At 60.6% G+C, this 13,871-nt stretch carries 14 protein-coding genes; 8 read left to right on the forward strand and 6 right to left on the reverse strand.

All coding sequences use genetic code 11. The annotated features are described in order from the left end of the window. Nucleotides 1-794: 794 nt before the first annotated feature. Nucleotides 795-2,591 (reverse strand): thiamine pyrophosphate-requiring protein, encoded by a 1,797-nt coding sequence (locus tag VFF99_RS09685; protein ID WP_325017307.1) that lies wholly within the window; start codon nt 2,589-2,591, stop codon nt 795-797. Nucleotides 2,592-2,789: 198 nt separating this feature from the next. Continuing rightward, a complete protein-coding gene (locus VFF99_RS09690) occupies nt 2,790-3,233 on the reverse strand; it encodes a CBS domain-containing protein (RefSeq protein ID WP_325017308.1) in 444 nt (147 codons plus the stop codon). A 343-nt stretch (nt 3,234-3,576) separates the two neighbouring features. Between VFF99_RS09690 and VFF99_RS09695 the strand changes: the two genes are divergently transcribed. The 4 genes from VFF99_RS09695 (at nt 3,577) to VFF99_RS09710 (ending at nt 6,384) form a co-directional block, all read left to right on the forward strand. After that, nucleotides 3,577-3,816: a hypothetical protein gene (locus tag VFF99_RS09695; RefSeq protein ID WP_325017310.1), complete on the forward strand. Its 240-nt coding sequence runs from the start codon at nt 3,577-3,579 to the stop codon at nt 3,814-3,816. Between the two features lie 70 nt (nt 3,817-3,886). Beyond that, complete coding sequence (locus VFF99_RS09700) at nt 3,887-4,828, forward strand: PRC-barrel domain-containing protein (protein ID WP_325017312.1); 942 nt, start codon at nt 3,887-3,889, stop codon at nt 4,826-4,828. Nucleotides 4,829-4,902: 74 nt separating this feature from the next. After that, complete coding sequence (locus VFF99_RS09705) at nt 4,903-5,142, forward strand: hypothetical protein (protein WP_325017314.1); 240 nt, start codon at nt 4,903-4,905, stop codon at nt 5,140-5,142. Nucleotides 5,143-5,223: 81 nt separating this feature from the next. Beyond that, nucleotides 5,224-6,384, forward strand: a complete 1,161-nt coding sequence (locus tag VFF99_RS09710; RefSeq protein WP_325017315.1) for a trypsin-like peptidase domain-containing protein — start codon at nt 5,224-5,226, stop codon at nt 6,382-6,384. An 8-nt stretch (nt 6,385-6,392) separates the two neighbouring features. Here VFF99_RS09710 and VFF99_RS09715 read toward each other — a convergent pair whose 3' ends face one another. Continuing rightward, entirely contained in the window at nt 6,393-6,671 is a 279-nt protein-coding gene (locus VFF99_RS09715) for a hypothetical protein (RefSeq protein ID WP_325017317.1), read from the reverse strand. A 159-nt stretch (nt 6,672-6,830) separates the two neighbouring features. Here VFF99_RS09715 and VFF99_RS09720 point away from each other — a divergent pair, with 159 nt between their 5' ends. Further along, complete coding sequence (locus tag VFF99_RS09720; protein ID WP_325017319.1) at nt 6,831-8,657, forward strand: glycoside hydrolase family 15 protein; 1,827 nt, start codon at nt 6,831-6,833, stop codon at nt 8,655-8,657. On the opposite strand, the gene VFF99_RS09725 is transcribed toward VFF99_RS09720, so the two are convergent. Both VFF99_RS09725 and VFF99_RS09730 read right to left on the reverse strand, forming a co-directional pair. Further along, nucleotides 8,647-9,663 (reverse strand): SDR family oxidoreductase, encoded by a 1,017-nt coding sequence (locus tag VFF99_RS09725; RefSeq protein ID WP_325017320.1) that lies wholly within the window; start codon nt 9,661-9,663, stop codon nt 8,647-8,649. The genes VFF99_RS09720 and VFF99_RS09725 overlap by 11 nt on opposite strands. A 51-nt stretch (nt 9,664-9,714) precedes the next feature. Then, nucleotides 9,715-10,221, reverse strand: coding sequence for a pyridoxamine 5'-phosphate oxidase family protein (locus VFF99_RS09730; protein ID WP_325017322.1), 507 nt, complete (start codon nt 10,219-10,221; stop codon nt 9,715-9,717). A gap of 249 nt (nt 10,222-10,470) precedes the next feature. On the opposite strand from VFF99_RS09730, the gene VFF99_RS09735 reads away from it, so the two are divergent. After that, on the forward strand, nt 10,471-11,250 hold the full coding sequence (locus tag VFF99_RS09735; protein WP_414691523.1) for a helix-turn-helix domain-containing protein: 780 nt from the start codon (nt 10,471-10,473) through the stop codon (nt 11,248-11,250). A 33-nt stretch (nt 11,251-11,283) separates the two neighbouring features. Further along, the gene (locus VFF99_RS09740; RefSeq protein ID WP_414691524.1) at nt 11,284-11,829 is read left to right on the forward strand and encodes a NuoB/complex I 20 kDa subunit family protein; all 546 of its coding nucleotides are present in this window, start codon (nt 11,284-11,286) and stop codon (nt 11,827-11,829) included. Between the two features lie 151 nt (nt 11,830-11,980). On the opposite strand, the gene VFF99_RS09745 is transcribed toward VFF99_RS09740, so the two are convergent. Then, nucleotides 11,981-12,499 carry a DUF2478 domain-containing protein gene (locus tag VFF99_RS09745; protein WP_325017327.1) on the reverse strand — a complete coding sequence of 173 codons (519 nt, stop codon included), beginning with the start codon at nt 12,497-12,499 and terminating at the stop codon, nt 11,981-11,983. 356 nt (nt 12,500-12,855) lie between these two features. Here VFF99_RS09745 and VFF99_RS09750 point away from each other — a divergent pair, with 356 nt between their 5' ends. Next, on the forward strand, nt 12,856-13,638 hold the full coding sequence (locus VFF99_RS09750) for a hypothetical protein (RefSeq protein ID WP_325017329.1): 783 nt from the start codon (nt 12,856-12,858) through the stop codon (nt 13,636-13,638). Nucleotides 13,639-13,871 lie beyond the last annotated feature (233 nt).

Below are 13,871 nucleotides of genomic sequence, written 5' to 3' on the forward strand. Positions count from 1 at the left end.
CAATAAACTGTGTCTTCTGGTCCATAGGTGTTGTTTCGCTCCAAGGCATAGGGCACCTCCTTGAGATACCCTTTTAGTTTGGCAAAACTGTTACCCATGTCCCCGGACTAAACTGTTACCTATGTCTCCAGACCGTACCGGGCTAACACTGCGGTCAACGGCGACCGCTTTACGGCGTCGCATTACCTTCGACGTTAGCTGCAAAAAGAAGAAAGTGGAGAACTTTGTAAATCGGTCCGCACGAGGTCGTCAGCTACAAAGATGGCTGAACGTCTGTTGGGGCGTTGCGACCTTTTCTGGACTGCTGCTGTTCCTCGATGGGAAGTATGATTTTCTCGGTGATGTTCTAGCGCGTTTTGCATTTGCGAGTATCTGTATCTGCATTATTGCCGGGTTCCTTATCAGTCCATTTGCTTTGAAGTCCGATTCTTCAGACTTTAATACAGCGCATTCGAATCCCGATGTACAGGCGCTTAGACGAGGAGAAATATCAATGGAAGAATATGCGGAGCGTACCCGCTCAATCACTGAAACGCCAGCTAACTCAGCGTATATGGGCTCCCCCCGAAGTACAAGAGACTGACCGATAAAGGTCATGGTCGATGCCACAGACGCAGCGTGGTGGGTCGATTACCGTCGGGCGCTGGAACAGCGCTTCAGTCAGGACACGATTCTCATTCGGGCGAAGGATGTCGATATTTTGTGGTCACGCCGGGTACTTGCCAGAACTCGCGGGTATCCTCACTTGTAAATCGTGCGGACGCTAATGCGCCATTGATCGCAGCGCTCTCTGCTCATGAAGCTTTGTTCGGCGGAAAAAGGCCGTCCCACCATTCCTTGGCAGAAGCCTTCACCATGCCGATTGCATCCGGATCGCGATGCAGCAGGGCGGACAGGTAGGCCTTTGCCTGCTTGGCCGATACATGCGGCGGCAGCGGCGGAACGTCGGGATCGGTGACCATCTCCACCACCGTCGGCGCACGCGCCGACAGCGCACGATCCCACGCGGGGCCGATATCCTCGGGCCGGTCCACGCGTATGGCGTTCAGCCCGAGCAGGTCGGCATACGCCGCATACGGAAAGTCGGGGAGGTTCTGGGAGCCTTCGAACTTCGGGTCACCCTCCAGGGCGCGCTGCTCCCATGTCACCTGGTTCAGGTCGCCGTTGTTGAGTACCATCACGACGAGGCGCGGATCGGCCCACTCTCGCCATATGCGCGCAACGGTAATCAGTGCGCTGATGCCGTTCATCTGCATCGCGCCATCGCCCAGCATCGCGATCACGGGGCGGTCCGGATACGCGTACTTGGCTGCAATCGCATAGGGGATCGCCGGACCCATCGTCGCGAGCCCGCCGGACAGGGAGGCGATCATGCCGCGCCGCAGGCGCAGGTCGCGCGCATACCAGTTGGCGGCGGAGCCGGAGTCGCAGGTCAGGATGCAATGGTCGGGCAGGCGCGACGACAGTTCCCAGAACACGCGCTGCGGGTTAATCGGCTTCGCATCGTTCATCGCGCGCGCTTCCAGCACCTTCCACCAGCGGGCGACGTTCTGCGCGATCTGCTGCTGCCAGCCGAGGTCCTGCTTCTGCTGCAGGTGCGGAATCAGTGCGCGCAGCGTGGCCTTGGAATCGCCGACGAGGCCGACTTCCATCGGGTAGCGCAGGTTTAGCATGCGACCGTCGATGTCGATCTGCACGCCGCGCGCCTGGCCTTCCTTCGGCAGGAACTCGGAATAGGGAAAGGACGAGCCGATCATCAATAGCGTGTCGCATTCATTCATCAGGTCCCAGCTCGGCTTGGTGCCGAGCAGGCCGATGGCGCCGGTCACGAACGGGATATCGTCGGGCACTGCAGCCTTGCCGAGCAGGGCCTTTGCCACACCAGCGCCGAGCAAGCGCGCCACTTCCAGCACTTCGTCAGTCGCATGCATGGCGCCGGCGCCGACCAGCATCGCGACCTTCTTGCCGGCGTTGAGCACCGATGCGGCGCAGGCGAGGTCGGATTCATTGGGCAGCGTCGGGCGCGAGGTGTAGCCGATGCCGCTATGCACCGTTCCGTGCTCATGTGCGGGCGTCTCGACTGCCGGCATGTCCTGCACATCGTTGGGGATGATGATGCAGGTCACTGTCCTCTGGTCGCGTGCGATGCGCATCGCGCGGTCCACCAGGTGCCGGATCTGGTCCGGGGTCGTCGCCATGTGCACGAATTCATGCGCAACGTCCTTGAACAGCGACAGCAGGTCGACCTCCTGCTGGTAGTCGCCACCGAGCGAGGCACGCTTCTGCTGCCCGACGATGGCCACGACCGGCTGGTGGTCGAGCTTGGCGTCATACAGCCCGTTCAGCAGGTGGATGGCGCCCGGGCCGGAAGTGGCTAAGCAGACACCGACCTCACCGGTGAACTTGGCATGGGCGCATGCCATGAAGGCGGCCAGCTCTTCATGCCGGGCCTGCACGAACTGCATCTTGTCCCCGATGCGGCCGAAGGCGCCCATGATGCCGTTGATGCCGTCGCCGGGATAGCCGTAGATGCGCTGCACGTCCCATTCGGACAGCCGGCGCAGGAGGAAGTCGCCTACCGTCGTAGCCATGCCTGTCTCCTGTGTGGATGAAGAGAAATCGCTGGGGAAAAATCGCGGACAAGTATGCCGCACTGCATACGGCATGCCAGAAACGAGGCGCGCTCCGTAACGCGCCTGTGTTGGTGGCTGAGCGCCAGCGCTTGTCTCCCGCGCCGCACGATGCCGGCCGGAACCGGGGAGCGGCGTACGGGAAAAGAGGCAAGGCGCTTAGTGCGGGCGAATGCCGGTGCTGATATGTTGCGAAGCCGGTTCGGAAATGGCCGACAGCGCATCGGCAGCGGGGACCTCGTCGGTATTGGCAATGTCACCGAGCGACACGATGCCCACCAGCCGTTTGTCCTTGTTCAAGACCGGCAGGCGGCGGATCTGCAGGTCGCCCATATTGGCGGCCACATCGTCGATGTCGTCTTCCTCAAAACAATACTTGACGTCCGGGCTCATCACATCCTTGATCCTGGTATCGCTCGATTTGCCTTCAGCGAGCGCGCGCACCACGATGTCGCGGTCGGTGATCATGCCGACCAGTCGGTCGTTCTCGGCTACCGGCAATATGCCGCAGTCGCAGTCGGCCATCATCCGTGCCGCATCAATGATGCTCTGGTCGGGACTGACCATCTTCACGTCGCGTGTCATTGCGTCAGCTACTAGCATGATGTTTCTCCTGTGAAGTAATGGAACAAACCGCGTTGCCGTCAGGCGAGAAGAGCGCAAATCCATCCGCTGCCGGCAAGCGCGGAACAGATCGCTCCGGGCTGCAAACGCTGCACCGGAAACAGTCAGTGAAGCCGACTGCGGCAAGGCGCAAAAGGTTCAGCGCTTTTTACAAATGCATGTAATTTGCGTTGGCTGGAAGCAGGTTTTCGCGTGCTGTTTCTTCTGGTTCAGCGCTTGCACAAAAAGGAACTAACGGCTATCACGCACACCAAATCCTGTATCTGTCATGTTCCCGGGCCGGGCATGGAATTGCGCCCGACCTGGTTGGGAAAGGGTGATCATGAATACCGGCGATAAACAGGCGAAGCCACAGCAGGCAAAGCCACAGGTAGACCCGCAGGCAGGGGAACGCAATCGGCAGGCGTCGTCGCCCGGCAGTAAGCCGGCGACTGTACGCAAAGAAGCAGGCAGCAACGCATCGCAGCAAGGCGGACAGCCGCATGTCAGCAAAATCAGCCGGGATGATGCCGAGCGCAATCTTGCGCCGGATCCCGACCGGGACGATCCGGTTTCCCCCTGAAGTTTTCTCGGTCGGCACGTTGTTGCAGCAGGCAGCATGTGGCATGCGGCATGTGCCCAAGGAGAACAACATGAACATGCGCTTTCCTCGCAAGTTGCTCGCTTGCGGCGCGATGGCCGCAGCCGGCATGTCGGCCCTTATGGATTCTCTTGCGCAGGAGGGCGGCAGCAGCGGCAGCTCGCCACCGTCCAGTGCAGCCGCCGGAACATCTGCCGCACCGGAACAGGGTTCACTCGACGTACGCGCCAGCCGGCTGCTCGGGCGCAGCATCAAGGATGCGGGTGGAGAAACGCTGGGCGAATTCAAGGATTTCATGATCGATGTCGGCGCGCGCCGCGTGGACTATGCGGTGCTGTCCCTCGGCGGTACGCTCGGCTTCGGCGACAAGCTGTATGCCTATCCGATGTCCGCCTTCAAGGTGAGCGGCCGTGACGAAATGCTGCTGGCGCTGGATCGCAACAAGTTGAAGGACGCGCCGGGCTTCGTGCGGGATGCCTGGCCCGGGGCGGGCGACAGCCGCTATTTCGACAAGGTCGATCAGTTCTTCCGTCAGGGCGAGACGGCACCGGGGGCAGCGGACGCCGCCCGGGCAACGCCGCGCCGGCAATTGGTGCGTGCGACGGAGCTGATCGGCAAGAACGTGGATGACAGCGAAGGGCGCAATGCCGGAGAGGTGCAGGACCTCGTGATGGACATCGGACGCGGCCGCCTGTCCTATGTCGTGCTCGACTTCGACAAGTCCTGGAGCCTCGACAACAAGCTCCTGCCGGTGCCGCTGTCGGCCTTGCGCTTCCCGGAGAAGAGGCGTGCGGACCTGGTGCTGACGCTGGACCGCAAGCAGCTCGACATGTCGCACGGCTTTGAGCGCAACCTCTGGCCGGACCTGAACACGGCGGAGTTCCGCAACCGCATCAATGGCTATTTCATGGCGCTGGAGAGGAGCAACAACGCGGGCGGCGCCAACCTCGGTACAGGTGGTGGCAATACCGGTTCATCTGCCGGCGGGCGGTAAAACGATCCGGAGCCGCGCAGTCGGTTTTCAAACAGTCTCTAAGCGCAAGAATCTGAACAAGACATGGAGAAACTATGGCACTGACAGAAATGCAGGGAGTGGTCTGGAAGCAGATCGCGCACGCGTACGACCAGTGGGATCCGGAGTGGAACCGGTTGATGCCGGTGAGCGAGCTGGCAGAGCTGCTCCCGGCGGTGGCGCCGGAGATGATCGGCGATACCCTGGGCCAAGCTGCAGCGGACCACATCGCCGAAGTGGGACAGGTGGGAGAGGATCCGGTATTTCGCCCTTTGCAGCGGGACCAGCCGGTATAAATTTCCGCCGCTTCGTAAAGTTTGCACTGCCGCCCGTCAATTACCGGCCAACAAACGGCCAATGGAACCGGGAGAAGAACAATGATGAAGTGCAAGTTCATTGATGGCAGGACTGCGGCATCAGCGGCCGTTGCACTGATGTTGCTTGCGTGCTCGGATTCGGACAACAAACAGGCCGCGCCAGCGCCGCAAGCCGCACCAGCGCCGGCACTGGCTGCACCGGGCGTCCAGCTGCCCAGCTTTGTCGACCTTGTGAAGCAGCAGGGCGTGGCAGTCGTCAATGTCAGCGGCACCTCGACTTTGACGGACCAGGCGGCGGGCCCGCAGCTGCGTGAAGGCGACCCGCTGCTGGAATTCTTCCGCCGTTTCGGCGTGCCGCCGGACGCCGGCGAAGCGCCTGCGGGCAGTCTCGGGTCTGGGTTCATCATCAGCGCCGACGGCTTCATCCTCACCAATGCCCATGTGGTTGCGGACGTCAGCGAGATCAATGTGCGCCTGACCAACAAGCGCGAGTACAAGGCCAAGATGATCGGCATCGATCCCTATACCGATGTGGCCTTGATCAAGATCGACGCAAGCAACCTGCCTGTCGTTAAGGTTGGCGATCCGAACAAGCTGGAGCCGGGCGAATGGGTCGCCGCCATCGGCGCGCCGTTCGGTTTTGACAACAGCATCACGGTTGGCGTCGTCAGCGCGAAGGGGCGGGTGCTGCCGAACGAAAGCTATGTGCCCTTTATCCAGACCGATGTCGCCGTCAACCCGGGCAATTCCGGCGGACCGTTGTTCAGCACGCGCAGCGAGGTGATTGGCATCAATTCCCAGATCTACAGCCAGACGGGCGGCTACATGGGCATCTCCTTCGCGATTCCGATCGATATCGCGATGAACGTTGCCAAGCAGCTTCGTGAAACCGGCGAAGTCACACGCGGGCGCATCGGCGTGCAGGTGCAGGAAATGACGGTGGACCTGGCCGCTACCTTCGGCTTGAAGGAGCCGATTGGCGCGCTGGTCGCTGCGGTGGAGAAAGGCGGCCCGGCGCACAAGGCTGGACTCGTGCCGGGCGATGTGATCCTGGCACTGAACGGGCAGAAGGTGGAAACCTCGGCCGATCTGGCACGCCTGGTGGCGGGCACCAAGCCGGGCACCACCGTCAACATCGAGGTGTGGCGCAAGGGCGGCAGCACCAACGTGAAAGCAACCGTCGACAAGCTCGAAAGCCCGGCGAAGGAGCAGCCGCGTTGATGCTCCGTTCAGATAGGCAAGGTCGACTCGCCGCCGTTTGCCGAGCCGAAATTCTGGAGCGTGGAAAAATCCAGGCGTCCCTCGTTCAGCGCCGCAACCACGCGTTGCAATTGGTCATCGCTCGGCTCGATATACACCGCAACTTGTTCGATGGCATTGTCCCAGTACGAAGAATAGGGAACGCTTGTCTCTGCCATCACCTCTGCTGCATAGGTGCCGTCGTCGAGCCTGCCGAACAGCGTGACGGACGGGGCGTCGGGACGCGAGTTATGTACCGTTATCGCCATAGGTCCTCCTTGTCATTCCAGTGAGACAGCACGGTGCCCCGGCGCCGCATCCAACCGGGGCAATGCACTTTCGACACGGCAGGCGTGCACAGATTCACTGCTTCGCCTTGCTCCGGGTATGCAACTTGCGTACGCGGCATATTTTTATCGTGGACATCCATGCAGCGTTACCCGCCGATTGCCGACTACGCCCTGATCAGCGACTGCCATTGCGCAGCGCTGGTGTCGCGCGACGGTTCCATCGATTGGTGCTGCATGCCGCGTATCGACGACGACAGTTGCTTCGGGCGTCTGCTCGATTGGGACCGCGGCGGTTACTGCGCGATTGCGCCGACCAGTGAGGAGTGCACATCGACGCGCACCTATGTCGATGGGTCGATGATCCTGGAGACGCATTTTCGAACGCCGGATGGCGAGGTGCGGCTGTATGACTTTTTCGCGATGGACACGCAAGCCATTGAGCATGCGCGCTACGACCATGTGCGTATCGTCGACGGTCTGTCCGGTTCGGTGGAAATGCGCATGGAAGTGCGCCCGCGTTTCGACTACGGCGACGTCATCCCGCACATCCGGTGCGACGACCGTGGTGCGTTTGCTGCCATCGGCAGCAACAAGGGGCTGATCATCCATGCCGACGTGCCGCTGGACGTGGAGCGCCCTGGCGACCTCGCCTCGGTGTTTCGCGTCGATGCCGGACAGCGCGTGCGGCTGGTGATCCAGTTCCAGTTCCCGGAACTGATCGACCGCACCATCTCGGCAGGCCTGCCCGACGCGGCAGGCATCGATCGCTTTTTCGACTGCACGCGCGACTGGTGGCAGGCATGGGCGCAGCGTATACATGCGTCGCACGCGGTGGATGGACAGAGCCTGTGTTCGGCCATTGTGCTCAAGGCCCTCAGCTCCGACCGTACCGGCGCAATTGCCGCAGCGGCGACAACATCCCTCCCGGAATGGATAGGCGGCGAGCGCAACTGGGACTATCGCTTCAGCTGGATCCGCGACTCCGTCTTCACCGTGCGCGCGTTGCATGAATTGGGTTATGTGGAGGAAGCCAACCGCTTCCACCAGTTCATCCAGCGCAGTGCCGCCGGCGACGCCGAGCAGATGCAGATCATGTACGGCGTCGACGGCAAGCGCCGCCTGACGGAGATCGAACTCGACTGGCTGGAAGGCTACCGTGGCTCGAAGCCGGTGCGCATCGGCAATGGCGCCGCGCGGCAGGTACAGCTTGATGTGTATGGCGAGCTGCTGGAAATGGCCTGGGAGTGGCATGCGCATGGCCATCGCACGGAACCGGAATACTGGGACTTCCTGGTAGATGTGGTCGACCTCGTCTGTCATCGCTGGGAAGAGCCGGACCATGGCTTCTGGGAAGTGCGCGGCGCACCGCGCCACCATGTCCATTCCAAGGCGATGTGCTGGGCGGCGCTCAATCGCGGCGTGATGCTGGCGCAGGACAACCGCTTCCCGGCACCGATAGAACGCTGGTGCATGAACCGCGACATGATCCGCGATGCGATCGAGCGTGAGGGGTATGACGATAAGCGAGGCATCTTCGTGCAGGCATTCGGCAGCGACGATCTCGATGCGGCCTTGCTGCTGATGCCGCGCGTCGGCCTGCTCGCCTATGACGACCCGCGCATGCTGCGCACCACCGATGCCATCTGCGAGACGCTCGATTACCGCGGCCTGCTGCGCCGCTATCGGTCGCCCGACGGGCTGGCGGGTGAAGAGGGCGTCTTCCTGCCGTGCACCTTCTGGCTGGTGAACTGCCTTGCGCGGCAGGGGCGAAAGGACAAGGCGTGGGCGTACTACCACCGGGCACTGGCCTGCGCCAATGACCTGGGGCTGTTTTCGGAAGAATACGACGTGGAAGGCAAGCAAATGCTCGGCAATTTCCCGCAGGGTCTAACCCATGTGTCGCAGATCATGGCGCGCCTGGCGCTTGGCGATGTGCCGGAAACGGAAGGGGAAGTCAGGCGCTGACGGTAATCCAAGCAAGAACCGCAACGGCCGTGAGCAAAATGGCCATCGCCGCAACCGGCCGCCGATGTGTGGTCAGCCAGTACTGTACGCTGTAATTCTTCGATTGCGCGTCGAAGCGCCCGTGCGCGCCATGGTCGCCTGTCACCGGCTGGTACAGATTATCGTTGCGGCCCGGCGGTAGCGGATTGTCCGTCAGCTGGCCGCTATACGCACGTCGCGCCAGCAGCCGGTCGATGAACCCGGGTACCACGCGTGTGCCAAGGATCGCCTTCACCGCCGGAAATCCAACCCACAGCTCGCGCCGGCGATGCTCGGCTGCCCACACGATGGCTTCTGCCGCCAGCTCCGGCTGAAAGATCGGCGGCACGGGCTGCGGCTCCTTGTCAAAGCAGGTCTTGCCCCAGTCGAACTGGGGCGTGTTGAAGGCTGACAACTGCACCATCGTCAGGTGCACGCGGCTTTTGTCATGGATCAGCTCGGACCGCAGGGAGTCGGTAAAGCCGCGCAGCGCGCTTTTCGCGCCGCAATAAGGAGCCTGCAGCGGAATGGACCGATAGGCGAGCGCCGAACCGACCTGCACGATGGTGCCCGCATTGCGCGGCTTCATGCGCCGCAGCGCAGCCATCGTTCCCCACACCGCGCCAAGGTAGGTAACGCGCGTCGCCTGCTCGAAGTCCTCCGGCGAGATCTGCTCGAAAGGGCAGAAGATGGTCGCCATCGCATTGTTCACCCATACGTCGATCGGTCCGAGTTCACGTTCGACACGTTCAGCGGCTGCTTCCACCTGCGCATGGTCGGTGACGTCGACCGCGATGGCAATCGCCATGCCGCCGATGGTTTCAATCTCCTTGCGCGCGGCTTCCAGCCCGTCCGTGCCGCGCGCAAGCAATGCGACATGCCAACCGCGTGAGGCAAAGGCAAGCGCCGCCGCACGGCCAATGCCTGCAGACGCGCCAGTGATCACGACGCATCGGCTGCCGCGCTGGCCGGAGTGTGCGGTCGCCATCGTATCGGCGAGTGTAGCCGTCAACGCGTTTGGTGACTCGAATGCGAGCGGCTAGTGCACATTGCGCGCCGTGCCCTGGCCTCCAAGTGCATCGGTATTGCCGGTCAGTATGCCCTTGGCAAGGCCGTACAGCCGCTTCACGGCACTTCCTGGCGCTTCCCAGTAGTGCGCTTCATCCATCCTCACCTTCAACAGCACCAGTTCGGGATCATCGAGCCCGTCCTGGAACCAGGGCTTGAGCCATGGCGTCCACAGCTCTTCCATCTTCTTGCGGTCGCGTACCACTTCCGCCGTACCGGCGACCGACAGGTAATCCTGCTTGTCGGTGCGCGCGTATGCCAGGTTGACCTTCGCCTCGTGATCCACGTCGTCCACCTTGTAGGAATGCACGTTGGTAAAGAACCAGAGGCAACCGTCGCCGTCCATTTGCAGCGTCGTCATCGGCCGGCTGTGCAATGCGCCATTGGGCTCGTGCGTTGTCAGCATCGCGAATCTGATTTCCTTCACGAGCTTCGCCACTTTTTCCATGCTTTCGTCTGCTTGGGGTTGCACATCCATGGATATCTCCTTGTTGCAATGTGTTGTCGGAAGTAACCCCTGTTTGATCGGAAATTGCGCCGATAAATCCGATAACTGCACCGGGAAAATTTTCGTTTCAGACCGGCATGCAAATGGGCGGAACTTGCGGAGAGGGGCGCTCGGCTACAATGGCGCACATCAATATCCGGCTGCATCGCCCCACAGCACATCATGCGCAGACAGATCGTTTTACCGCGAAGAGAACTTGCTCCCTACGTCAGGAACTTCATGGTCAGCGGCTTCGACAATCTTGATGTGCACCTTCCCGCCACCATCGATGTGCAGCTTGTGATCTACCTGCAAGGAGGAACTTGCCTCCCGGAAGATGGGCAGTTTACGTACCGGCTTCCAACCGCCTTCGTCGGCGGGCCATCCTTGTTCCCGCGCTGGTTTCGCGTCGAGCCGGGAAGCCGCTTCATCGCGGCTACATTCCGGCCTGCCGGATTCGTTGCCTGCTTCGGCATCCCGGCCAACCTGCTGAGCGAGCAGCTGGTGCCATTGGATGCCATTGCGGAGCGGGGCATCACCGCTGCACTTGTAGAGCGCCTGTCTCTTGCCGCGGAGGGACAGCACCAACTCCTGCTGGAGGATTTTCTGCTGACGCATCTGCGGCAGGCTTCGCTGCGCAAGACTCAGCCGATGCTGCCTGCGCTGCCGCTTGACCGCTTGCTGCTGCCGACCTCCGAACTGGCCGGGGCGCTGTTCATCAGTGCTCGTCAACTGGAGCGCCGCTTCCTCGTCCATCATGGCATGCCCTTGCGCGACTACCGCCGGCTCGCGCGTTTTTCAACCGCACTCGCCACCTTGATGCAAGCAGCGCCGCAGGCGACCAGCCTCTCCCGCGCTGCGCAAGACGCGCGTTACGCGGACCAGGCTCACTTCACGCGGGATTTCCGCCAGTTCGTTGGCGATACGCCAGGACGCTTCGTCAAGTCCCGTAGCGACAGCAACTCCATCTACCGGCTTTGGCAGCTTGGGCCTGAAGAACTGGCTGCATTCATGCATTAATGCTGTCCGGCGACGGGGCGGGGTGCTTCACACATGTCGTGTCGGTACAAGATTTCCGCATTCCATTCCTTTAATGTTCCCGCAACAGAAAGGAGCATGCGAATGGAAGGCACCTCACTCGACACCCACGGCTATATCCTGACCAGCGTGGAGGAATTGCTGGCCACGGCACGCAGCAACAGCATCTGGTATTTGTCGTTCGGCCTAGCCTGCTGCGCCGTCGAAATGATGCAGGCTGCAGCGTCGCGCTACGACATGGATCGCTTCGGCGTCATGCCGCGCGCCAGTCCGCGCCAGGCCGACCTCATGATCGTCGCCGGCACGCTCACCAACAAGATGGCGGTTGCACTGCGCAAGGTCTATGACCAGATGCCCGACCCGAAATATGTCATCTCCATGGGCTCCTGCGCGAACGGCGGCGGGTACTACCACTATGCCTATTCAGTGGTACGCGGCTGCGACCGGATCATTCCGGTAGACGTCTACGTGCCAGGCTGTCCCCCCACGGCGGAAGCACTCCTGTACGGCATCATGCAGCTGCAACAGAAGATCCGGAAAACGAAGGTGATCGCGCGTTAAGTAAATTGGATGAGCGCTGGGAAACACTGGAGATGCGCTGGATGCGCGCCGAAAGCATCAGCAGAAATTGAAGAGCGTGCGCTTCTGTGCGCTTAATCAAGTGGTCATCGGTTGCCCGCTTGCGGCAACCGATGGGTACTGAGAAGAAAGGTTAGTCTGAAGCCAATGCGTCCCACCATGCGAGCGCCGCCTCAACCGTGCAGGAAAGCTGCGCAGACTGGCCGCCAGTAAACTCTTCCCACTGCGGCAGCAAGGTGTCGCGCACAGCAGTCAATATCGGGACGCCAGCCGTCACCGCCGCCACCATCTCCGCGTGCATGCCACTGCCCACCGCCTCCTGCGATCCGAACTTGTTGAACACCGCCAGCTGAGGTGAAGCATCAATCGCCTTGCGCACCAGCGACGCCGCCTCCGCCAACGCCACCGAGTCGAGCCTGCACCCGCTCGCGCCGCTGCCCAGGTCCTGCGAAATCGGCACACGCACGCCGGATGGCAGGAGTTCCAGCGTCATCGCACATCCCACATCGCCATGCTGGACCGCGCCGCCGACGACAACACCCCGCTGGCGTAGCAAGGAAACAACATCCTGGAGAACAGGAGCTGGGTCGATTCCATCGCGATAAACAAGGGCGGCGAGGGGTATGGGTGTTGTTGCGGAGGACGCTTGCATCGGCTTCTTTCGTATTGGCGGGGCGAGGTGGGCAAATAGACTCACTGAGACACTTTGCAGGGGATTTTACTTCCAGGGCGGCGCAGCGGGCGAGCCGACTTGGCCGAAAGAGGCGAAGTGCTCCCATAAATGTGATATTGCTACGGCAATTTTTCCGTGGCAGCATGCGCTGATTTGGACGGACGACAGCCTGGCTGCCGTGTTTTGCGTTTATTTATCACTGTCTTTTTATACAGAGGCGCCTAAGAACAAGGCAGAACGCGGTTTGCAGACGTTTGGTCGATTTTGCATAACGGCTCGCGGTCGTGCATAACGGCGCCAGCTGTCCTTTTAAGTATTCAGTTAGGCTGCACAACATGAACCTATGGCTTGTTAATCCCCCCTGGCAGAACTTCTCGTCGATGTACCGAGAATCTGTGTCTGCTGCTGAGGCGGTGAGCGAGGTTGAAGAGCGGCATCACAAGACGGCAGCACTCTACTTCGGAATTGCAGCGCTGGAAGCATTTTTAAATCAGAAGATGCGTACTTTCTTGTCGCCAAAAATGACCGAGCAAGAGGTCCTGAAGGAACTGCGTTATGCGAAGTTCATGGATAAGATTTCTAAGTGGCCAGCCAAAATCATTGGTTGTGCGCCACTTCTATCTGTGTCTTTAATTGATCGGATCGAGGAATTCAACGACGTGCGAGCTGGCCTAACGCACGCAAAGACCCGAGGGCACGATGTGTACAGCGTGCTTGAGGCGCTCAAGCCAAGTGATGTAGTGGAATCAATTGCAGAGTTTATCGTTAAGTATCACGAAGCCGAAGCTACCAGGTTCCCATACTGGGTATTTGGGTGGAATTACTTGAACCCGCAAATTGGTGGCCACGAGATTATTCTTATCCACGACCAGCAGTTTGTGTTTTCGCTTCGGGCGCTAGGTGCTGCTCAAATACCTGGCGGATATGGATGGGAAGAGCAGTGGAAAGACAAAACCTTAAAGTCCTACGACGGCTACGTAGGCCTAAGGGATTTTCTGTTATCACGTAGCGCGTGTGAACCAAAGTACGCGAACTTTCCACTTCAGCCCAAGCTGTGTCGGCGCTGGTGGGAACCCGAACATCAAAGGAGTTGCGGCGCGTGCCCTCAAAGCAGATAGTGAAGGTGGAAAATGGCAAAGCCTAACTCATCGCTCAACCTGGACCCACAACAAGAGCTTGCCGCTTCGCGGCAGCGTGTTGTGGGCCCGTTAGCTAATGCCATGGACTCCCTCCACCTCAGAAGGTAAGTAGACTGAGGATCGAGCGGGCAAGTGCACCGCATCTGAACAGGGAGAGCGAAATGGCAATCGTACGAGTCGGTTTGGATATCGCAAAGCTGGTGTTCCAGGTG

Source organism: Noviherbaspirillum sp., assembly GCF_035654295.1.
Taxonomy (GTDB): domain Bacteria; phylum Pseudomonadota; class Gammaproteobacteria; order Burkholderiales; family Burkholderiaceae_D; genus Noviherbaspirillum.

Bases quoted from the DNA above. Each gene is read 5' to 3' on its own strand.
- VFF99_RS09715 (WP_325017317.1), bottom strand. From the start codon at position 6,671: ATGGCGATAACGGTACATAACTCGCGTCCCGACGCCCCGTCCGTCACG.
- VFF99_RS09705 (WP_325017314.1), top strand. From the start codon at position 4,903: ATGGCACTGACAGAAATGCAGGGAGTGGTCTGGAAGCAGATCGCGCAC.
- VFF99_RS09725 (WP_325017320.1), bottom strand. From the start codon at position 9,663: ATGGCGACCGCACACTCCGGCCAGCGCGGCAGCCGATGCGTCGTGATC.
- VFF99_RS09710 (WP_325017315.1), top strand. From the start codon at position 5,224: ATGATGAAGTGCAAGTTCATTGATGGCAGGACTGCGGCATCAGCGGCC.
- VFF99_RS09720 (WP_325017319.1), top strand. From the start codon at position 6,831: ATGCAGCGTTACCCGCCGATTGCCGACTACGCCCTGATCAGCGACTGC.
- VFF99_RS09735 (WP_414691523.1), top strand. From the start codon at position 10,471: ATGGTCAGCGGCTTCGACAATCTTGATGTGCACCTTCCCGCCACCATC.
- VFF99_RS09745 (WP_325017327.1), bottom strand. From the start codon at position 12,499: ATGCAAGCGTCCTCCGCAACAACACCCATACCCCTCGCCGCCCTTGTT.
- VFF99_RS09740 (WP_414691524.1), top strand. From the start codon at position 11,284: ATGTCGTGTCGGTACAAGATTTCCGCATTCCATTCCTTTAATGTTCCC.
- VFF99_RS09750 (WP_325017329.1), top strand. From the start codon at position 12,856: ATGAACCTATGGCTTGTTAATCCCCCCTGGCAGAACTTCTCGTCGATG.
- VFF99_RS09700 (WP_325017312.1), top strand. From the start codon at position 3,887: ATGAACATGCGCTTTCCTCGCAAGTTGCTCGCTTGCGGCGCGATGGCC.
- VFF99_RS09690 (WP_325017308.1), bottom strand. From the start codon at position 3,233: ATGCTAGTAGCTGACGCAATGACACGCGACGTGAAGATGGTCAGTCCC.
- VFF99_RS09730 (WP_325017322.1), bottom strand. From the start codon at position 10,221: ATGGATGTGCAACCCCAAGCAGACGAAAGCATGGAAAAAGTGGCGAAG.
- VFF99_RS09695 (WP_325017310.1), top strand. From the start codon at position 3,577: ATGAATACCGGCGATAAACAGGCGAAGCCACAGCAGGCAAAGCCACAG.
- VFF99_RS09685 (WP_325017307.1), bottom strand. From the start codon at position 2,591: ATGGCTACGACGGTAGGCGACTTCCTCCTGCGCCGGCTGTCCGAATGG.